Source organism: Streptomyces sp. NPDC031466, assembly GCF_055581265.1.
The window spans coordinates 134,128-152,799 of sequence record NZ_JBVIJT010000004.1; the positions used below are offsets into that span (position 1 = coordinate 134,128).

Annotated in this window: 17 protein-coding genes; 6 read left to right on the forward strand and 11 right to left on the reverse strand. The window is 69.7% G+C overall.

The window, feature by feature from the left end; translation table 11 throughout:
- Window positions 1–370 precede the first annotated feature (370 nt).
- The 4 genes from ACZ5GP_RS09435 (at window position 371) to ACZ5GP_RS09450 (ending at window position 3,895) form a co-directional block, all read left to right on the forward strand.
- The gene (locus ACZ5GP_RS09435; RefSeq protein ID WP_468750263.1) at window positions 371–967 is read left to right on the forward strand and encodes an NAD(P)H-dependent oxidoreductase; all 597 of its coding nucleotides are present in this window, start codon (window positions 371–373) and stop codon (window positions 965–967) included.
- Window positions 968–1,229: 262 nt separating this feature from the next.
- Window positions 1,230–1,496, forward strand: coding sequence for a hypothetical protein (locus ACZ5GP_RS09440; RefSeq protein WP_468750264.1), 267 nt, complete (start codon window positions 1,230–1,232; stop codon window positions 1,494–1,496).
- A 149-nt stretch (window positions 1,497–1,645) separates the two neighbouring features.
- Complete coding sequence (locus tag ACZ5GP_RS09445; protein ID WP_468750265.1) at window positions 1,646–2,611, forward strand: YihY/virulence factor BrkB family protein; 966 nt, start codon at window positions 1,646–1,648, stop codon at window positions 2,609–2,611.
- Window positions 2,612–3,037: 426 nt separating this feature from the next.
- The gene (locus ACZ5GP_RS09450) at window positions 3,038–3,895 is read left to right on the forward strand and encodes a glycoside hydrolase family 16 protein (RefSeq protein ID WP_468750266.1); all 858 of its coding nucleotides are present in this window, start codon (window positions 3,038–3,040) and stop codon (window positions 3,893–3,895) included.
- A gap of 109 nt (window positions 3,896–4,004) precedes the next feature.
- On the opposite strand, the gene ACZ5GP_RS09455 is transcribed toward ACZ5GP_RS09450, so the two are convergent.
- The 3 genes from ACZ5GP_RS09455 to ACZ5GP_RS09465 form a co-directional block, all read right to left on the reverse strand.
- On the reverse strand, window positions 4,005–5,312 hold the full coding sequence (locus tag ACZ5GP_RS09455; RefSeq protein ID WP_468750267.1) for an MFS transporter: 1,308 nt from the start codon (window positions 5,310–5,312) through the stop codon (window positions 4,005–4,007).
- A 124-nt stretch (window positions 5,313–5,436) separates the two neighbouring features.
- A complete protein-coding gene (locus ACZ5GP_RS09460) occupies window positions 5,437–6,606 on the reverse strand; it encodes an acyl-CoA dehydrogenase family protein (protein ID WP_468750268.1) in 1,170 nt (389 codons plus the stop codon).
- Window positions 6,607–6,618: 12 nt separating this feature from the next.
- Window positions 6,619–8,175 (reverse strand): acyl-CoA synthetase, encoded by a 1,557-nt coding sequence (locus tag ACZ5GP_RS09465; protein WP_468750269.1) that lies wholly within the window; start codon window positions 8,173–8,175, stop codon window positions 6,619–6,621.
- Window positions 8,176–8,288: 113 nt separating this feature from the next.
- Here ACZ5GP_RS09465 and ACZ5GP_RS09470 point away from each other — a divergent pair, with 113 nt between their 5' ends.
- On the forward strand, window positions 8,289–8,915 hold the full coding sequence (locus ACZ5GP_RS09470) for a TetR/AcrR family transcriptional regulator (protein WP_468750270.1): 627 nt from the start codon (window positions 8,289–8,291) through the stop codon (window positions 8,913–8,915).
- Between the two features lie 251 nt (window positions 8,916–9,166).
- Here the strand turns inward: ACZ5GP_RS09470 and ACZ5GP_RS09475 are convergent, their stop codons facing one another.
- On the reverse strand, window positions 9,167–9,406 hold the full coding sequence (locus tag ACZ5GP_RS09475; protein WP_468750271.1) for a hypothetical protein: 240 nt from the start codon (window positions 9,404–9,406) through the stop codon (window positions 9,167–9,169).
- A gap of 251 nt (window positions 9,407–9,657) precedes the next feature.
- Here ACZ5GP_RS09475 and ACZ5GP_RS09480 point away from each other — a divergent pair, with 251 nt between their 5' ends.
- Entirely contained in the window at window positions 9,658–10,086 is a 429-nt protein-coding gene (locus tag ACZ5GP_RS09480; RefSeq protein ID WP_468750272.1) for a hypothetical protein, read from the forward strand.
- Between the two features lie 223 nt (window positions 10,087–10,309).
- Here the strand turns inward: ACZ5GP_RS09480 and ACZ5GP_RS09485 are convergent, their stop codons facing one another.
- The 7 genes from ACZ5GP_RS09485 to ACZ5GP_RS09515 form a co-directional block, all read right to left on the reverse strand.
- Window positions 10,310–10,963: a DUF6629 family protein gene (locus ACZ5GP_RS09485; RefSeq protein WP_468750273.1), complete on the reverse strand. Its 654-nt coding sequence runs from the start codon at window positions 10,961–10,963 to the stop codon at window positions 10,310–10,312.
- 143 nt (window positions 10,964–11,106) lie between these two features.
- On the reverse strand, window positions 11,107–12,318 hold the full coding sequence (locus tag ACZ5GP_RS09490; protein ID WP_468750274.1) for a SagB family peptide dehydrogenase: 1,212 nt from the start codon (window positions 12,316–12,318) through the stop codon (window positions 11,107–11,109).
- A 146-nt stretch (window positions 12,319–12,464) separates the two neighbouring features.
- On the reverse strand, window positions 12,465–14,666 hold the full coding sequence (locus ACZ5GP_RS09495; protein ID WP_468750275.1) for a YcaO-like family protein: 2,202 nt from the start codon (window positions 14,664–14,666) through the stop codon (window positions 12,465–12,467).
- Window positions 14,667–14,932: 266 nt separating this feature from the next.
- Window positions 14,933–15,091, reverse strand: coding sequence for an azolemycin family RiPP peptide (locus tag ACZ5GP_RS09500; protein ID WP_468750276.1), 159 nt, complete (start codon window positions 15,089–15,091; stop codon window positions 14,933–14,935).
- 459 nt (window positions 15,092–15,550) lie between these two features.
- Window positions 15,551–16,024: a MarR family winged helix-turn-helix transcriptional regulator gene (locus ACZ5GP_RS09505; protein ID WP_468750277.1), complete on the reverse strand. Its 474-nt coding sequence runs from the start codon at window positions 16,022–16,024 to the stop codon at window positions 15,551–15,553.
- A 284-nt stretch (window positions 16,025–16,308) separates the two neighbouring features.
- The gene (locus ACZ5GP_RS09510) at window positions 16,309–17,814 is read right to left on the reverse strand and encodes an MFS transporter (RefSeq protein ID WP_468750278.1); all 1,506 of its coding nucleotides are present in this window, start codon (window positions 17,812–17,814) and stop codon (window positions 16,309–16,311) included.
- Window positions 17,815–17,947: 133 nt separating this feature from the next.
- Window positions 17,948–18,589 (reverse strand): maleylpyruvate isomerase family mycothiol-dependent enzyme, encoded by a 642-nt coding sequence (locus ACZ5GP_RS09515; protein ID WP_468750279.1) that lies wholly within the window; start codon window positions 18,587–18,589, stop codon window positions 17,948–17,950.
- Between the last annotated feature and the right edge of the window lie 83 nt (window positions 18,590–18,672).

Consider the following 18,672-nt stretch of genomic DNA (forward strand, 5'->3'; position numbering starts at 1 on the left):
CCTTCCATCAGGTGAGCCTTGTGGCTCAGGTGTGTGTTCGTGCGTGCTCATCATGGGCTGCCCCGCACGTGCACCACCACGATTGGCTGCCCGTTCCCTCGACATCAGTAACTCGCACGAGGGGGGAACACGTACGCACCCATAGCCGCAGGTTGGCACGGAGGAACGCAACCTTCTGCCTGGTCTGCTGCTCGGTGGCAGCCTGCTCCCGCGGGGTGGACGGCTTGTCGGCGGATACGGGCGAATGTGTTCCACCCGGATCTTGTCAACCAGTTCCATGAGCAGTCCTCACCGACCATGATGATCAGCCGGGCGGGACCGCCTGCACTCCCCCGCTCGACTGACGACATCGATGCTATTTGGGGGACGAATGCCGCGTATTGGGGTCTACCTCGCGCACCCACGGTCTGGCAGTTTCAACCACGCACTGTTCCATGCCGTTGTGCAACACCTGCGCGACCTCGGATGCGAGGTCCTCGCGCATGATCTTTACGCTGAGGAATTCGTACCTGAGCTGACCGCCGACGAGACGGACACAGTCCGGTCTGCCACCAGCACTCACGATGCGCAGGTGGCGCTTCATCGGGCGGAGGTGGCCACACTTGACGCCTTGGTGTTCGTACATCCGAATTGGTGGGGCATGCCACCCGCTGTCCTTGCAGGTTGGGTGCAGCGTGTCCTCGCGCCCGGCGTTGCCTACAAACTGGGAACCCCCCAAGGGGAGCCCGAAGGGCTACTGAGAGCCGGCCGAGCCCTCGTCCTGAACACCTCCGATACACCCGCCGACCGCGAAGAGGCCGAGTTCGGAGACCCGCTGCAAAGGATCTGGGCGTCATGCATCCTGCCTTACGCAGGAGTTGCCGACGTTCGCCGGGTCGTCTTCCGAACACTCACCGACTCCTCCGACGAAACCCGCGCCTCCTGGTTGCACCAGGCACGGTGCCGCGCCGCGGCACTGCTGGCCTGACACGCACGGCGCGCTGTGCACGGTCGCCTTTACCGAGCGGGCGCACGAACGCCGCAAGCAGCTTTGCCCCGACACCCGCCGAACCCTCACGGTGGCAGTGAACGGTGAACACACCCACCGGCTCCACACGTTGGCCGCACTCCGGGTGGAGTGGACAACTACGTGGTCAACTCGGCGTCTGCGGACGGGATTTCGGGGCAATCGAGCGATAGGAGGCCGACCGAGGCCGGTTCCAGGAGCGACCGATTCGAAGGAGCGAGAGATGACTACGCAGTACGGCAACCAGCCCGCCGGGCAGCACCACGCCCCGGCCAAGAGCGGTGCCAGCGAGAACGTTCTCAGCATCATCGCGATCGTGCTGGGCGCGATCGGTTTCCTCTTCCTGCCGATCGTGTTCGGACTGGGCGGGCTGATCCTGGCCGCCATCGCCAAATTCGCTCGACACGAACGGCTCTCCACCATCGCCCTGATAGTCGGCGCCGTCGGACTGATCGGCGGAATGATCCTCGGTGCCATCGTCGCCAGTTAAGCGGTTTCGTTTGGATCATCGTAAGGAATGCGTGTCCGCGCAACGAAGCTCCGTCGCGGAGGTGACCTTCCCGGTTCCCTCCATACGACGGAGCTTCGACGATGGCGCCCCGGCCGCATGGAAACGGGCCGGCGGAGCACATCTCCTGCATGGGAACCGTGGTGCACGTACCGCAGACGAGGGACATGATCGGTGACGAGCTGTCCGGAGACGAAGCCTGGAGCGCTCTGCGCCGCTACGGGGGCCGCCGACTGGTGACCGACGCGTTCCTGCGCTTCCGCTACGCCGACGGATTCAGCTTCGCGCGGGCCCTCGCCTTCCAGTTGGTCATCGGGATGGTGCCGCTCGCCATCGCCCTGGTCGGGGTCTCTGCGGCCGTTCACACACAAAGCGTCGGACGGCTGATCGAACTCACCTTGGGCGAGATCGTTCCGACGGCCAGCCACGAGCTCGTGCGCGAAGGCTTGCTGGCCACCCGCACGCACGCCGGTGCCGGCACGGCGGGCACCGTGGCCATGTGGCTGGGCCTCGCCTTCGCCGTACTGAACCTCGCATCGGCCATGGGCCAGGTCGAGCGGGGGTGCAACCGCATCTACGGGATCGAACGCGACCGGCCCTTCCTGGAGAAGTACGGCCGCAGCCTGCTGCTGGCGGTCGGCGCGGGCGGGCCGCTGGTGCTCGGCTTTCTCGTGACGGTGGCCGGCGGGGCGGTGGGCAAGGCGCTGGCGGAGGTGTTCGGCTGGCCCGGGGCGTGGCTGAGCTGGTGGGATTGGGGGAAGATCCCAGTGGGGGTGGCGCTCGCTTGCCTGGCGTCGACTGTTGTCCTGCGGTGGGCGCCCCGGCGCGACCAACCCGGTTACACCTGGCTGGCGTTCGGATCCGCCGTACAGCTCGTCCTATGGATCACCACTACCTGGCTGCTGGCCCTCTACGTGGGGCACAGCGGGTCCTTCGGTTCGTTGTACGGGCCGCTGACCGCCCTGATGGCCCTGTTCCTCTGGGCCAATCTGGCCGGCGTCGCGCTCTTCTTGGGTGTGGCCTTCGCGGCCCAACTGGAGGCCGTACGAGCCGGCATCACCAGGCCCGTGCACCCAGACCCCGGTTCCGGGCCCTGACCCACTGGCCAAACCGGCTCGATGGCCGTGGAGCCCACAACCCCACGGCGCTCTGCGAACAGGCCTACGGCCAGCAGCGCGGTGAGGGTCGCTGCCCACCCTGAGCGCGCGGGCCGGATCGGGACGTGGTGCTGGTTCGTGGCACCGGTGGTAGCCGCATGATGCGTCTCTCCGTTCAGAGATCGGAAGCGCCCAGAGTCTTATGGGGGCTCCGTCCCGTCGGCCAGCGAAATCGGGCGATCGGCGACGCTCGAACGCCGGACCAGGTTCTGACCGGCGGTGTTGTGGCAGCCCTGGCCCGGCGGAATGGGACGCCGGGGGCATGTTCTTGGCGTACGCCGCCCCACGGCGGGACACTCTCAGCGCACTGCGGCTCTTGAGTTTGTAAGGTTCGTGCGGTACGCACGATCTTTCAGGAGCAGCGTGATGAACCGACGTACCCGTCTGGCCCTTCTGTTGGCGCTGGGCGGGTTGTTGTCCGGATGCGGCTCCGCCCCGGTGGGCGGGGGCGCCCCCTCGTCCGGGGACAAGCCGTTCTGGCGGGCCGAGTTCGATGGGGCCGCAGCCGTCCGGCCCTCGGAGAAGTTCTGGAACACCGAGATCGGGAACCGGGACGCCGAGGGGTGGGGCAACAACGAGCTGCAGTACTACACCGATGACGCGGCCAACTCCGCACTCGACGGCTCGGGGCACCTCGTGATCTCGGCGCGGCCGTCCCCCGCCGGAGCGAAGCTCCCGTGCCACACGCGAAAGCACTGTCCATGGACCTCGGCCCGTCTGACCACGGAGGGAAAGGTCGCACTCACCCGGGGACGCGTGGAGATCCGCGCCAAGATACCCACCGGCACGGGACTGCTGCCGGCGGTCTGGATGCTGGGGGACAACGGAGTCGAATGGCCCGGACAGGGTGAGATCGACATCTGCGAGGTGGTCGGCGGCGAACCGCGGACGGTGTACGGCACCGCGCACGGGCCGACCTACTACAACGAGAAGGGGATCGGCGGCTCCACCACGCTCCCCGCCGACGCGTCACGGGCGTTCCACACCTACGCCATCGACAAGCGACCGCACCGCATCACCTGGTCCGTGGACGGCGAGCCATACTTCACCCTGACCCCGGCGAAGCTGCCCGCGAAGCGCGACTGGGTCTTCGAGCAGGACATGCACCTGCTGCTCAACGTCGCCGTCGGAGGCGACTGGCCCGGCCCTCCCGATGCCTCCACGCCGTCGCCCGCGCGGATGACGGTCGACTACGTACGCTTCTACGGCGAGGGCAAGGTGTAACCCCCGGACCGCGCCGCCGCGCTGAAAAGCGACGGCCTGCCCGCTGTGGGAGCGGGACGCGGGTCGCCTGGCCGGCGGCCGCCAGGGATACGAGCTTCTGCTGCACGCATCAGGGCCGAGTCCCGGCGTCGAGCCCCAGGTGTCGTGCGTCCCGCTCCGGGCGGATGGCCGTCAGAGCGAAGGCGCCTGCCGTGAGCATGACCGCGCCGGCGACGAGAAAGGCCATGGTGTAGCCGGCAGCCGCGGAGTCGGCCGTGTCGATGAGGTGGCCGGTCAGGAACGGCGCCGCGAGGCCCGGCAGGGTACCGATACCGGCGACGACGCCGAAGACGGCGCCGCGCTGGCCAGGAGGGACGACCTCGGCGGTCGTCATGTAGTGGAGGGGCACGGCGATCGAGGTGCCACCGAAGGCCAGCGCGATCAGTGCGAGCCGCGGAGCGGAGGCGTCGACGAACGGGAACACCGCCATCGCACACCCGGCCACGCACACGGCGATGCTCTGTGTCGCCCCGCTCGACCAACGGCTACTCACGCCGCGGGACTTCAGCGCGTCCACGAACGGGGAGACCGCCAGCAGCAGCACGAGGCCGAAGCCGGACACCACACTGATGGCGGTCGCGGCGGCGGCCGCCGACATGTCCATCTGCGTCCGGAAGTAGGCGGGCAGCCACGCATGGCTGAGGGACAGCGCCCACTGCGCTCCGAGGGCGCTGGTGATGCTGCCGAGTACGGTGCCGGTCAGCAGGACCTTGCGGAACGGCAGCCGCATCCCGCTGGATCCGGTGGCCGCGTGCTTGTGGTCGTACGGGCCGTCGTGGCCGACACGCCACCACAGCAGCGCCCAGCAGGCGCTGACGACGGCGAGGACGGCGTAGGCCGAACGCCAGCCGAAGCCGTCGATCAGCCAGGTGACCAGGGGTGCCGCGATCAGTGTGCCCAGGGCCGCGCCGCCGATCTGGAGGGCGGAGGGCAGGGCGCGGCGCTCGGGCGGAAACCATTTGTACAGGGCGTGCATCGACATCGGTGCCGCCGGCCCTTCGGCGGCACCGAGCAGGATGCGGCCGGCCATCAGGGTCGGGACGGAGGCCACGACGAGAACCGGGAGTTGGGCCACGGCCCACACCACGGTCATGACGAACAGCAGAACTCGGCTGGAGATGCGGGTGGACAGCAGACCGACGAGGAGGCCGGAGACGCTGAACAGGAAGAAGAAGGAGCTGGAGATCAGGCCGTAGGTGCTGTTGCTGAGGCCGAGTTCCTCCATGATCGGGACGGCGGCGAGGCCGAGGACCGACTTGTCGGCGAAGTTCACGACCATGAAGGCCACGATCATCGCCATGATCAGCCAGGCTCTGCGGCGGTCGGGCGCCGGGGCACTGATGTCCTGGGGTTGCGCGGTGGCGGTATGGGGTGCCATGGGGCGACTCCTGCGGGTGCGGGTGGAGCAGGGGGTCGTACGGGTGGGCGGTTGTCCCCCGAGGCCGCGGGCCCGCTCGTGGAAACGGGAGCCCGCGGTACCGCCCTGGGCACCAAGGGGTCGGTCAGAGCAGGCCCTTGGCGATGGCGTTCTTGTGGATCTCGGTGGTCCCGGTGACGATCCGGAACATCCGCAGGCTGCGGAAGATCTGCTCGACCTCGTGGCCGCGGGTCAGCCCGGCCTTGCCGTGGATCTGGACCGCCTGGTCGGCGACGCGGAAGGACGCCTCCGAGGTGAAGAGCTTGCACATGTTGGCCTCGACGGAGACGTTGTCTCCCCGGTCGGCCTTCGCTGCGGTGGTCATCACCATCGCGCGGGCGGCGTAGATCTCGGTGGCCATCTCGGCGATCTTGTGGTGGATGGCCTGATGGGCGAGGAGCGGCTGGCCGAAGACGACGCGGTTCATGGCGTACTCGATCGAAAGGTTCCAGGCGCGGCGGGCGGCGCCGATGAGGGAGGGGCAGTGCAGCAGGCGGTTGAGGGTGATGCGGCCGATGCCGATGCGCAGGCCCTGTCCGATCTCGCCGAGGAGGTTCGCGGCGGGGATCCGGCAGTCCTCGAAGAGGAGGTCGCCTTCCATCTGCTGGCCCGACATGGGGACTTCGCCGTCGAGGACGCGGCAACCGGGAGTGTCCAGGTCGACGAGGAACGCGCTGTACGCCTCTTCGGTGCCGGCCATGCGGGCGACGACGATGGCGAAGTCGGCGAAGGGAGCCGCGGAGCTGAAGACCTTCTTGCCGTTGAGGACGTAGGTGTCCCCGTCCGGGGTGGCGGTGGTCGTCATGCGGCGTACGTCGGAGCCCGCGTCCTCCTCCGTGATGGAGAAGCAGCACGCCCGCTCGCCCCGGACGACGGGCATCAAGTAGCGCTCCCGCTGTTCCTCGGTGGCGTACTTGACGATCGCGCCGACGCGCAGCGGGCCACCCATGTCGCCGAGCACGGAGTGGGAGAGCGCGGCGCCGGAGGCGGTCAGTTCCTCTTTGAGGGCGCACAGTTCGTAGAAGCTCAGGCCCTGACCACCGAGTTCGGGAGGCAGACTGATGCCGTAGAAGCCGAGTTCGGCGCTGCGCTTCCAGACGTGTTCCAGCGTGGTGCGGTCGAGCTTGGTTTCGGCGGTTATGCCGTGTTCACACTCGTAGGGGATGAGTTCGTCGGTCAGGTAGGCGCGCAGCCGGACGACCAAGTCCTGGAGGCGCGGATTGTCGTCGTAGGAGGGTTCCAGGGTGAAGGGCATGCCGGGTCCTGTTCAGTTGACGCGGCGCTCGGCGCCCGCCCAGTGGCGGTCGCGGATGGCGCGGCGGTCGATCTTGCCGTTGGGGTTGTGGGGCAGGGCGGTGACGAAGTCGACCGAGCGGGGCTTCTTCATGCGGGCCAGGTGTTCGGCGCAGAAATCGATGAGGCCGGCCTCGGTGAGGGTGGCGCCGTCGCGTGTCACGACGACCGCCTTGACGGCTTCGCCCCACTGCTCGTCCGGGACGCCGACGACGGCGGCCTCGTAGACGTCGGGGTGTTGGTGCAGGACGGACTCGACCTCGGTGGCGTAGATGTTGAAGCCGCCGGAGACGATCATGTCCTTCTTGCGGTCGACGATGAACACGTAGCCGTCGGAGCGTCGGCGGGCGAGGTCGCCGGTGAGGAACCAGCCGTCCCGGAAGGTCCGCGCCGTGAGGTCCGGCTCGTTGTGGTAGCCGGGGACGACGTCGGGGCCGCGGACGGCGATCTCCCCGACGTCTCCGTCGGGGACGGGCTGTCCGTTGTCGTCGACGATGGCGACCTCGGCCTCGGTGAGCGGGCGGCCGCAGGACAGCAGCAGTTCCTCGTCCTCGCCCTCGATCCCCCGCCGGTGGTCCTCCGCGGAGAGGAACAGCACGCCGGAGGTCGTCTCACCGCACCCGTACCCCTGGGAGAGGACGGGTCCGAAGAGGTCCCAGGCCGCCCTGATCCGGGCCGGTGACATCGGCGCGGCGCCGTAGATCAGCCGGCGCAGCGCGGAGAGGTCGTAGGCGCGGGCGTTGGGCAGCGCGAGGACGGTGTTGATCATGGTAGGCACGACGAAGGCGTGGGTGGCGCGCTCGTACTGAAGGGTGGCGAGGAACTCCTCGGCGTCCCAGCGGGGCAGCACGATCGCACAGCCGCCGGCGAAGAAGATGCCCATCAGCGGCATGCCGGAGGCGTGGGTGACCGGCCCGGCCAGGATCTGCCGGTCACCGGGGCCCACCCGGGTATCGGCGCTCATCACGCACTTGCGCATCAGGGCAAGCCGGTTGCCGTAGGTCTGGACCGCCGCCTTGAGCTTGCCGGTGGAACCCGAGGTGAAGTGCAGTACGGCGATGTCGTTCTCGTCGCACTCCGTCTCGACGGGCTCGGGCACGGTGCCCGCGAGGGTCTCGGCATAGCCGGGGCCGAGATCGCTCGGACCGTCGTAGCCGAGGACCGTCCTGACCCCCGTTCCGGGCACGACGGCGCGGGCGGTGTCCAGGTGGGCGGCGTCCGTCAGCAGCACCCGTGTGTCGGACTCCGCGAGCAGGTGGGCCACCTCGGCGGTACCGAGCCTGGCGTTGATCGGCGCCCGGGCCAAGCCGGCCTTGTAGAGGGCGACTTCCGTGACGACCAGTTCCGCGCGGTTGCCGGCGAGGGTCGCCACGCGGTCCCCCCGGTTCAGGCCGAGGGCGCGCAGAGCCGTCGCGAGCCGGTCGCTGTGGTCGTCGAGTTCCGCGTACGTCAGCCGTACGGTGCCGCAGACCACCGCCTCGGCATCGGGTTGGTGACCGGCGGTCCGGCGCACATACCGCCCGAAGTTCATGGCACCTCCAGAGTTTCCGAACATCGTGTCCGGTACCAAGCTTGGTGTGCGGCAACGTAAGGGCAGCGTTAGTGTCAGGTCAACAGTCGGGACGAGAAGGAAACGAAGTGGACATGAAGCCCGCAGGAGACCGCCGCGTCCGTAGGACACGAGCCGCACTGCGCCAGGCCCTGGTCGAACTGGTTCTGGAGAGGGGGTTCCACGCGATCACGGTCGAGGAGATCACCGAGCGCGCCGACGTCGGCCGGGCCACCTTCTACGCGCACTACCGCGACAAGGAGGACCTCCTGGTCGGTATCGTCCGTGACCTCGCCGAGGACCGGGACCGCCTGCTGCCGGCGGTTCAGCAGGCGCACGCGGAGGGGTTCACCGGACTGCCGGTGAAGTACATCTTCGAACACGCCGAGCAGGAGAAGCCCGTCTACCAGGTCGTCCTTCGAGGCGAGGGCGACGGCCGGGCGCTACGAGAGTTCACGGACCTCATCCGTACGCACGCCGAAGCGGCCTTCCGCGCACGGACCGAGCAGCTCGCGGTGACACCGCGGATCCCCCTCGACATCGTCGCCCGGGCCTGGACCGGTGAACTCATCGGCCTGTTGACCTGGTGGGTCGAGAACGACACCGGGTACAGCGCCGCCGAGATCACCGCGCATCTGCGCGATCTCTCGGTGTACGGGCGCGTCTGGGCCACGGGGCTCGCACCGTCCGATGCGCCGGGGGCCCTTGATTCCGCCTCCTGAACCCCTGTCTCCTCCGCGTCTCCCAGGGGCTTCCGTTTCCCGCGTCCGTCAACTTACGGCACAGCGTGTACGGTAACGAGATGAGGCGAGCTGGGTCACGCTCTGGGGCCGGGCGGACGTCGGACGGCACCTCAGCATGTTCGCCGGAGTCCCTGCCGTTGACGCGGGGGAGGCGAGGGGTCCGTCGCGGGTCGACGGCGCTGTACAGCTCCGGGACAGGTCAGAGTGCGGCCGGCGGGGGGTGCAGTCCGTTACTCCATCGGGTCCTCGTCGGCGTGTCGTGCGGCCTTCTTCGTCGCGATCTCTACTTCGTGGCGTGCCTGCCCCGTTGCCTCGGCGTGCGCCGTGACGGCCGTCTGGAACTTCTCTGCCGCTTCGCCCCAGCGGCGCCACTGCGCTGCGTACTCGTCGCCGTCGAGGCCTGCGAGTCGAGCGCGTTCTTCCTCTGCGGAACGTTCCAGCTTGATCAGAGCATCGGTGATGTCAGCCACGATCCGATCTTAAGCAGACAGCGCAGGACACTGGCCGCGACATGTGCGAAAGGGGGCCAGATGCACGCGGCTCTTCGGTCGGCCGCCCTCCCCGGGGCCGGGCGGCCGACCGTGTGAGGCCTGGCCGACCTCGCGGTGCGGAGGAGTTGCCGAGGCCCGGTGAGCGTCAAGCGAGTACGTGTTTGTTTCGAACAATGAGACGGGGTCAGACGGAGGGCATGAGTGAATCGGCGAAGAACGGAACCAGCCCTGTGAGTAACGCTTCGGCGGGCGGCAAGGCCGACCGGTCCAAGGCGGAGGATGCCAAGGCCACGACGGCCAAGGCGGCAGGAGGCGCGGCCCGTTCCGCGTCCAAGGCCACCTCTGGAGCGGCCACCAAGACCGGCTCCGCGGCCAGAGGCGTCAAGTCTTCGGTCGCCGAGGCCGGCGAGGGCGCGGCGTCTTTCGGCGCCACGCTCGGTGAGAAGGCGAAGGCGGGAGGCGAACTCCTGTCCAACGTACCGGGAAAGACGCTGCAAGCGGCGACGACGACGTGGACGGTCCTCAAGAACCGCAAGGCGATCGCGGTGGGCGTCGGCAGTAGTGCCGTCGCCATGCTGGCCGGCGCCTACGCACTGGGAGGCGCCAACGTGAGGCGTGCCCAGGGTCCGCTGACCCGCGCCACGCGCGGAGTTCTCTGAACTGGTCACGACTGAGCCCCTGGTGCCGCAGAAAGGCGGCGCCAGGGGCTCATTGGCGTTCTTGCTCACTCCGCGCAACGGCAGCGCGGGGGCGCACCGCGCCCTGAACGCCGGTCACCCCTGACCGGCTCACCACTCCCCCATGGCTCGGACCCGGACACCTCCTCGGCGCACGCGGAGCGGACCAGCGAGGTCGAACCTCGGCCGGGAGGGTGGGACGAGGTCAAGCTGCTCGGCTGCCTCGACCTGGCGGGCGGGTGGCCGGTGGACGACGCCTGTTGACCCAGAGCAGCAGGATCACCGAGCACACGGCGGCGAAAGCACACCACGTGGAGATGCACTCCTGTCGCCACAGCACCACGCACCCACCGGCCCCGACGGCGACCAGTACGCCGAACAGCACGAGGCCCCGGTCGCCCGACAGGAGCAGGGAGCCGATGGTGGCGAGCAGATAGCCGGCGACGACGAGTCCCGGTCTCGGCAGGCCGAGGGAGTAGCCGACCGTGTGGCCACGGATCTCGGCCGTCACCGTACGAGTGGCCAGTGTGTACGCCAGTACGGCCGCCGTCGCAGTTCCCGCGGCCAGGGGGATCAGCAGGCGGCGTCGGGCGTCAGGTGGCGCCGAGCACAGGACCGCCGCCGGAACCCATAGCGCGAGCAGCGGGAGCGCGATCACCGCCCAGGCGAGCGTGGCGGGGCCCGTCCCGCCGCCGTTGCGCCAGAGCGCGGCCTCGATGATCTGATGCGCGCCGAGAAGGAGCGGAAGCGCGGCCAGCGGCAGGTCACGGGGGTGCCTGACCGCGAGGGTCACACCGGCTACCCCTACGGCGGCGATACCCGTGCCCGCCACCAGGTCGGCCGTCGCACTCCAGCACATGACTGAAACGCTACGGCCGATTCCATGCGGGGGCGCGTCGGGTGGGGCCCGCGCAGGTACACCGAGCCTGGTCCGAGAAAATTCGAGGAGAACCGTTCGACCTCCCCAGGTGTCACGGTTCTCCCCGACTTCACTTCCGCCCTCTACCCCCCATTCACCGAACCATGTGCCCTGATTCCCTGGTCGCTTTCGGTTGTCTCTCGGCTCGGCGCCGGTGTCTCGCCGTCGCTTGCGGGACCGGGGAGTCCCAGGGCCAGGTTGCCGACGTGGAGCAACTCCTCGTGCCGGCCCTTGAGGAAGGCGATCTGGCTCGTGGGGCGCATGGTGCCGGTGGGGCAGGCGCCCAGGCCGAGGTCGGTCGCCGTCAGGCACAGCGTCTGCAACAGGCACCCGGTGTCCCGGTAGATGAGGCTCAGCGCCAGACCCTCGTACTTCCATCCGGTGCGGGCGGCATGCGAGGCGAGCAGGAGGCTCGCGGGCGGCGGTTGCTCCATGTAGGCCGGTGTGGTGACCGTGGTGTTCAGGACGGCTGCCAGTTCGTCGTCCCAAGGGGCAAGCCGGTGCAGGGTGTGGTCGAACGGGTCGTAGTGGTAGGCGCCGGGTGTCAGTCCGGACACCTTCCGGGCGATCACGTACGCCTCCAGGCTGTGCCGTCCGCCGCCGGACGGGGACGGGCGCTGTGTCTGCTGGAACCAGAGGGGGCCAAGGGGGGCTCGGACGCGGGCGGAGCGGGCGAGGAACACCCCGAGGTGACCGAGAGGCAGCGGTGAGGGTGCGAAGGCGCGGACGCTGCGCCGTTCGGTCAGTACCTCGCGCAGCGGTCGGCTGGGCAGCTCGTCGTGGTCGGCGAGCCGCATGGTCTCCGCCGCCTCGGGGTGGCGCAGCCGGGCAGGGGGCGGGGAGCCTTGCTGTGTGTGCGCGGCGGGCCCCTGTCCGGCGCGGGCGTGGGCGGCGAGTTCGTAGGGCGTCAACCCCTGGGCCGTCGGGGCCGGGTGGGCCGAGGAGCGGATGATTCCGGCGGCGGCCAGCTGGTCCAGGGCCCGCTGGGTGGCCGCGAGATCGGCCGCGCCGCTCCCGTCGCCGTTCGGGGCGGGCCCGCGCCATCGTGCGTGGGCCTCCTCGGCCGTGAGCGGGCGGTCCAGCTGGTCGAGGAGTGCGAGGAGTCGGGGGCGCGCCGTGAACCTGCGCCACCGGCGGCAGTCGACGAGGACGGGCCCCGCCTCGTCCTGCCATTCGAGGAGCAGGTCGGGGTTGCGCCGGTAGCGCACGGGGTGGGGCGCGCTTCCGTCGTCGACGCCGCTCGCGCCTGTGCGGTGTGTCGGGGGTGTGGGGGCTTCTGCGGCACGGGGCTTCACGCTTCCTCGGCGCCTCTCCGTGGGTCGTCTGTCGGTGGTGGTGAGTGTGTGCGGTTTAGGCGGCGCTTCGGAGACGGTGGACGCGGCGCGGCTGCGGGCGAGGGGGCCGTCACGGCTTACGGCTTACGGCTCACCGAGGTCGCGCCTTACAGAAACGGCAGAGGGAGTGGGTTGAGCTGTCCCTCCGTCAGCGGTGTCTCGCGTACGCCCATGGCGAGCGGCGCCTCGAACACCCGTGGTCCGCCTCGGCGGTGGAAGTCGCTGCGCAGAGTGATCGGGCACAGTCCGGGCACGACCGTCCTGACGACCGTCACGCCGCACTCGGCCACGTCGATCGGGGTGATGTCCACGGCGATCGCCTCGTGCCCGCGCGCCGCGAGTCGCCGCACGGCCTCCGTGACGTCGGCGGGCAGTCCCGCGGAGGGGCGCGGGGCCGCGACGGGGCGCAGCGGTCCCTCGTCCCAGAAGGCCAGGTGTGCGAGCCGGTGGGGCGCCCAGTAGAAGAGGGAGAATTCCTTCAGTGTGGTCAGCACGTCGCCCGGTTCAGGGACGGACTCCCCCGCGTCGAGATTCTCCTGCCAGAGCCGGGCGCCTGCCCAGCCCAGACAGCCCTCTTCCAGGGCGCCGAGCAGGGCCGCGTGCGGGTCCAGATCGGCGCGGGCGGCGTGGGTGACCACGGGCCGGCGTTCGGTGTGCCGGAGGAAGCGCACGCCCACCGCCGGGATGCCCAGGTCGGTGGTCAGGTCCTTGGCGGTGACCGTCACGCCCTGGGCGCGCATGTGCTCGACGATGCGCCGGGCCGGCCCCTCCGGCAGGCCGTCCAGGTCGAGGGTGGGCAGGACGAGCCGGTTCTCCCAGAAGATCACGGAGGCGTCCCTCTCGACGGCCTCCATCAGACCGCCGTGCACGGCGTGGTGGTAACTGCCGCCCGCCGCGAGGCCGGTGGAGATCGGGTCGTACCAGGCCCGGTGGCCGGGCGGGAAGCGGTAGGGCAGATAGACCGCGCACGCGGGGACGTACCGGGTGCGGCCGGTGAGCAGCGAGCGGCCCGGCACCCAGTCGATCTCGGTGTCCGGATCGCACGGGGCCAGACGGGTGTGCCGGGCGTACTCCGCCGTCGACCCCAGGGGCAGGGTGCGGGGATCGACCGCCTCCTCGCCCAAGGCGGCGGCGCGGGCGCGCACCAGGCTGCGCGGGTCGTAGACGCCTGCCGCATACCGTTCCAGGGTCTCGCCCACGGCGCACACGCGGGCCGTCACCGGGTCGTTCTTGACCGCGCCGCCTCGCGCCTCGGCCGTGACCGGGGAGAACCAGTGCGTCTTCGTCATCCCGGCCGTACGGGCGTATGTCGCCTCTCCCAGGGCGTCGTCCCGCTCGTCCACGAGCAGGCGGAGCACCATTCCGGTGAGGGGGTCCACCGCGCCGCGCATGCGTTCCCAACTGACTGTGTTGTCGATCTCCGTCGGCTCGCCCTTGCGTGGGGGCGGCACGGCGTGTGCGGCGCAGGCGGGGCAGCCCGGCAAATGGAACAGCTCGTGGTCGGTGCGCGCCAGGGAGCCGTGCTCGATCTCGGTCAGCGTGGCGCGCCTTTGCGTGTGCTCGTCTTCCGGTGGCCTTCCGTGTTCCGCTGCCTCTTCGTGCCGGGTTCCGGGGCACATCAGGGTGAGTACTTCGTGGGCGAGCAGCCCCGAGGAGACCGCCGTGCTCGGCCATGCGCCGGCGTCCGGTTCGTCACCTCCGCCGAGTTCGCCGAGTTCGCCGAAGAGGATGTCCAGGGGGAGGTCGGCGATGGGCTGCCAGATGTGGTTGGCGCGGAGTCGGCGTACCAGGCACACCGGACAGGGTGTGTGGGGCGGGTTGAGGGTGGCGTAGAACAGCCGGGTGGGTGTGTCGAGGTAGGTGACCAGCGGCGTACCGGCTTCCAGGGCGGAGGCGACGCGCCGCACCAGGTGCTCCTCGGGAAGCGAGAGCGGCAGGAGCGCGACGGCCACCCGCGGCGCCTGGTCGTCGGGCACCGTCGACACGCCGGCGCGCGCCAGCAGCGCTCCCACCTCGGCGCCCAGCCCTCGTGGGGTGACGGCGACGGGCCTGCCCGTGCGGAGCGCCGTCATCTCTCCGTACAGCGGATGCACGACCTGCCCGCGTTCGTGTGCGAGCCCGCGTGAGCGCAGGCCGTGCACCACCTGCTCGGGAACAGCGTCCGCCCGCAGGGCGTCGCTGCCCGTCCCGGGAGCGGGCACGCGGACGGGAACACGCAGGGTTCCGGTGCTCGCGCAGACGTAGAGGTGGTCGCCGCGCGGTACCAGGCGTACGTCGGGCCGCAGCTCGGTGGGGGCATGGGCATCCATGGGACCGCCTTCCGGGGGGTGAGAAGACACGCTCGGCTCGGCGCCGGGCGGAGCGCCCACGTCAGGCGCCGCTGTGCGCGAAGCGTCCTTGGCGGCGGGGGTGGGTGCGAACCATCACTGGTCGCCGTGGCGGGCGCGAAGTGGCATGAGCCGGCGTCGCGGCCGCGAAGAGTTGCTGACCGGCGTCGCGGGCTCGAAGCGTCGCTGTCGCCGTCGCGCGCGAAGTGCCCCTGGCCGCCGTCGCGTGCGGCCAGGGGCGCGGAGCCTCAGGAGCCCCCGGACGTGGTGGTCAGCACGTCCATGGAGTTCGGGGCCGCCCAGGACAGGCAGCTGTGGCCCGCGAACGCCTCCTCCGACTCCGAAATCGCCATTTCTTCGAACAGCGATTCGCCGTCGATCTCGATGGGCTGGTTCGCCTGTTGCATTATTTCCGCCCTTTCGCTCGCGTGTCTCTTTTTCCTTTTCGTTGAGCACTGCACTGCGAAACCGCCACGGGGGCGGTTCGGCTATTTCATTGCAGGATGTCGGGGACGGAAACACAAGGGGATGACGGAATAACCCACCTAGTAGGTGATGTAGAAGCTTCCGCGGCGCACGAGGGAGTCGGGGGGCGCAACCATGTGGCCACGAAAGCTTTCTTGAGCGGTCGGTACGCCTCGTATGGTCAGCGGCGTCACGGTTGCAGCCGGCGGCGGGAGGGAAGCTGCTGCACCCCCACCGACGCCGCCCCGGAATTGATCAAGGGCGCGAATTTTCCGTATGCCCTCTGACAAGGGTGCATGTGCCATCGAGGGTATTGGTGCACCCTTTTGGGCACGGCCCCGGGATCTCGGTACAGCAAGACCCCGAGCGATACGCGGGCGGGGCAGGGCAGGGCAACGCACCTACATCTTGGTCGCCCGGTCGTAGGCGGCCACTGCCCGTTCGAGGAACGTCGCCACCGTGGCCTGCTCCTCCGCTGTCATGGACCCGGTGATCTCTGCGATGCCCGTCACGAGGGGCTCGATGTGCTCGAAGGCGGCCTGTTCCCAGTGCTCCGCGGGCGTGACGAGCACCTTGCGCCGGTCGCTGGGATGCGGCCGACGGCTCACATGCCCGCCCTCGACCAGGCGGTCGATCACCAGCGTCATCGCCGCCGTGGACGTGCTGAGTTCGCGTGCCAGCTCGCTCGGCGTCGCCGGTCCGGCGGTGACGAGGTGGTCCATCACCGCGAGTCCGGCGGGATCCACGTGCAGCTGCCGGCCCAGGTACCGCTCGAACCGCTGCTGGCGGCGGGTCAGATTCCGCAGCCGGTCACGGATGGGGCCCTCCGCCGGGGCCGCGGGCCGGGGTTCGAGGGGCTGGTCGGCAGTGGTCATGGCGTGGGAGCTGCTTCCTGGGTCGCTGAAGGCGTGGACAACCCATGATGCGGGAGACCTACAGGGAGGAGGAGGGCAGGGCGGCGGTGTCGCGCGAGCGGGACGCGGGGCATGCCGGGCGGTGGGGTCCGGGCCCGCTCGGCGAACGGGCGCAGGAGCTCCCCATAGTGGGTGAACGCCTGCTCGTGCTGGCCAGGGTGGGCGAGTTCCACGAGGCGGCCACCACGAACGCGCCGGTGAAGGCGGCTGGCACCCATGCCGCTCAGGGGCGAGAGGTCCGGAGTTCACACGGCGACGTCCCGCCGCGTGAGGGGGTCGGCGGCACCGCTGTCGGCGGTGCCGGGTGCGGAGGGAGTGATGCCGTGCTGCTCCTGCTCGGGTCGGGCCCTCTTCGGCAGCAGGAAGGTGATGGCCAAGAACACGGTCAGCAGACCCGCCTGGACGATCAACGCGTGGTGGAAGCCCGCGGTGAAGTCGCCCGTCTCGGCCTGCGCGAAGAACACCGAGCCGAAGATGGCCACGCCGATGGAGCCGCCGATGGCCTGCACCGCGGACAGCACGCCGGAGGCGGAGCCGATTTCGGCGTCGTCGACCGCGGCGAGGATGAAGCTGAACAGGGCGGCGATCACCAAGCCCGCTCCGATACCGGCCACCGTCACGCCCGGGGCGATGTCCCGGATCGAGAACGAAGCGGCGTTCAGACCGTCGAGCTCGAACCAGAGCAGCGCCGCGCCGGCGAGCTGGACCAACGGTCCGACCTGGAGGACCTTGCGGCCGATCTTGTCGGCGAGGAACGCGCCGCTGACCGCGCCGCCGATCGCCGTACCCACCGCGAGCGGCAGGTTGCCGAGGCCCGCGTCCCCGGCGCTGAAGTGCCGGCCGATCTGGAGGAACAGCGTGAGGACGAGCTGCGTGCCGATCAGCCCGCCGAAGAACAGCGCGATACCGCCGAGTCCGACGGTGAAGGCGGGCTTGCGCAGCAGAGCCGGGCTCACCAGCGGCTCCCGGCCCGCCACTGCGGTGCGGCGCTGTCGCAGCGCGAACAGGCCGAATCCGATGACCGAGGCGGCCATGCACAGCCAGGTCCACAGTGGCCAGCCGTCCTCCTGCCCCTGGTTCAACGGCAGCACCAACAGCGCGCAGGACGCCACGACCAGGCCCGCGCCGGCCATGTCGACCCGCACGGTGCGGTCGCCCTGCTTCTTGGGCACGAACTTCGCCGCGATGGTGAGGGCGGTGAGCCCGATGGGCAGGTTGACCAGGAACACCGAGCGCCAGCCGAGGCCGAAGAAGTCGCCCTCGACGAGGAATCCGCCGAGGACCGGGCCGATGATGCCGCCCAGGCCGAGCACCGGGCCGAAGATCGCGAAGACCTTGGTGAGTTCGGGGCCGGAGAAGTTCTCGCGCAGCAGGCCCAGGCCCTGCGGGAGCAGCATCGCGCCCGCGGCGCCCTGGAGCAGCCGGAAGACGATCAGCAGTTCGATGTTCGGCGACAGCGCGCACAGCAGGGAGCTCAGCGTGAAGGCCGCCAGGCCGCTCAGGAACATCCGGCGCCGCCCGTAGCGGTCACCGAGCCGGCCGCCCAGGACGAGACCGGCTCCCAGCGTGAGGGCGTAGCCGCCGATCACCCACTGCAGAGCGACGGGACCGGCGCCGAGGGACTCCTCCAGAGCGGGGCCCGCGACGTTGACGATCGACGCGTCCAGGAGATCCATGACCTCCGCGACGATCATCACCACCAGGATCAGCCATCTCCAGCGGTACGGCTCGGTGGTCGCGTCGGCACTCATTTTACCTCAGTCCCTTGGTTACCAATATTATTAGCAATATTGAGAGTAACCAGCGCCTGGGAGATGTCAATCGAACCCTGAAGTCACCGTTCCGCGACCGTGGAGACGGTGCCGGACCCGCCCTGTGCGGTGGCTAGGAGGCCGGTCGCAGCGGGGTGCGTTCCAGTCGGCTCTCGACTGCTGCTGCCCTGCCGGTGAGCAGGAGGAGCAGGGCGCAGATCGGTCCGCGGATCTCCTCTCCCTGGCCGCGAGTCCAGTCGATGTCGGTGGCGATCAACCGGGCCTTCGGCAGGGGCCATAGACGGGGCGGGAAGCGCATGGTCCACACCCGTTCGGCGGCGTCACGGGCGGCGCGTGGGGGCATTAGGCGGTCGCGGCCGAGGGCGAGAGCGATGTCCTGACCGTGGACGAGGATGTCCAGCAGTGGCTCGCGAGGCGTGGTGCCGGGCGCGAGGCGGCGAGAGCCGACGGTCGCGCGGAGGTCGGCCACGATGTCGGCGGTGGGTCGCTCGGCCTCGCGGATCGCGGAGTCGTGGATCATGCGGTCGATGTCGCCGTGGACGCGCACGAACTCGCGGAGCGCCCAGCGGTAGGTGGAGCGGGCCGCGACGGTCAGATGCGCGGCCACGTCCCGCACGCGCCAATCCCCGCACTGGGTGGGCTTTTCCCACTCCTCGGGGCTCAGGCCTTCGAGCAGTTCCGCCAAACCTGTCCGTTCGCGGTCGACGATCTGCCAGCGCTCGTCGGTCCCGAGGAAAGCGGTCACGGGGATCACCCACTTGAGTGGTAAGCTTCCCTGACCAAATTAGTCAGAGAAGCTTACTTAAGTCAAGGGTACGACCGTTCACAACCGGGGGT

Coding starts and splice junctions, on each gene's coding strand:
- ACZ5GP_RS09470 (WP_468750270.1), top strand. CDS start 8,289: ATGAAGCCCGCAGGAGACCGCCGCGTCCGTAGGACACGAGCCGCACTG.
- ACZ5GP_RS09450 (WP_468750266.1), top strand. CDS start 3,038: ATGAACCGACGTACCCGTCTGGCCCTTCTGTTGGCGCTGGGCGGGTTG.
- ACZ5GP_RS09440 (WP_468750264.1), top strand. CDS start 1,230: ATGACTACGCAGTACGGCAACCAGCCCGCCGGGCAGCACCACGCCCCG.
- ACZ5GP_RS09445 (WP_468750265.1), top strand. CDS start 1,646: ATGGGAACCGTGGTGCACGTACCGCAGACGAGGGACATGATCGGTGAC.
- ACZ5GP_RS09465 (WP_468750269.1), bottom strand. CDS start 8,175: ATGAACTTCGGGCGGTATGTGCGCCGGACCGCCGGTCACCAACCCGAT.
- ACZ5GP_RS09485 (WP_468750273.1), bottom strand. CDS start 10,963: ATGTGCTGGAGTGCGACGGCCGACCTGGTGGCGGGCACGGGTATCGCC.
- ACZ5GP_RS09500 (WP_468750276.1), bottom strand. CDS start 15,091: ATGCAACAGGCGAACCAGCCCATCGAGATCGACGGCGAATCGCTGTTC.
- ACZ5GP_RS09460 (WP_468750268.1), bottom strand. CDS start 6,606: ATGCCCTTCACCCTGGAACCCTCCTACGACGACAATCCGCGCCTCCAG.
- ACZ5GP_RS09510 (WP_468750278.1), bottom strand. CDS start 17,814: ATGAGTGCCGACGCGACCACCGAGCCGTACCGCTGGAGATGGCTGATC.
- ACZ5GP_RS09495 (WP_468750275.1), bottom strand. CDS start 14,666: ATGGATGCCCATGCCCCCACCGAGCTGCGGCCCGACGTACGCCTGGTA.
- ACZ5GP_RS09455 (WP_468750267.1), bottom strand. CDS start 5,312: ATGGCACCCCATACCGCCACCGCGCAACCCCAGGACATCAGTGCCCCG.
- ACZ5GP_RS09505 (WP_468750277.1), bottom strand. CDS start 16,024: ATGACCACTGCCGACCAGCCCCTCGAACCCCGGCCCGCGGCCCCGGCG.
- ACZ5GP_RS09435 (WP_468750263.1), top strand. CDS start 371: ATGCCGCGTATTGGGGTCTACCTCGCGCACCCACGGTCTGGCAGTTTC.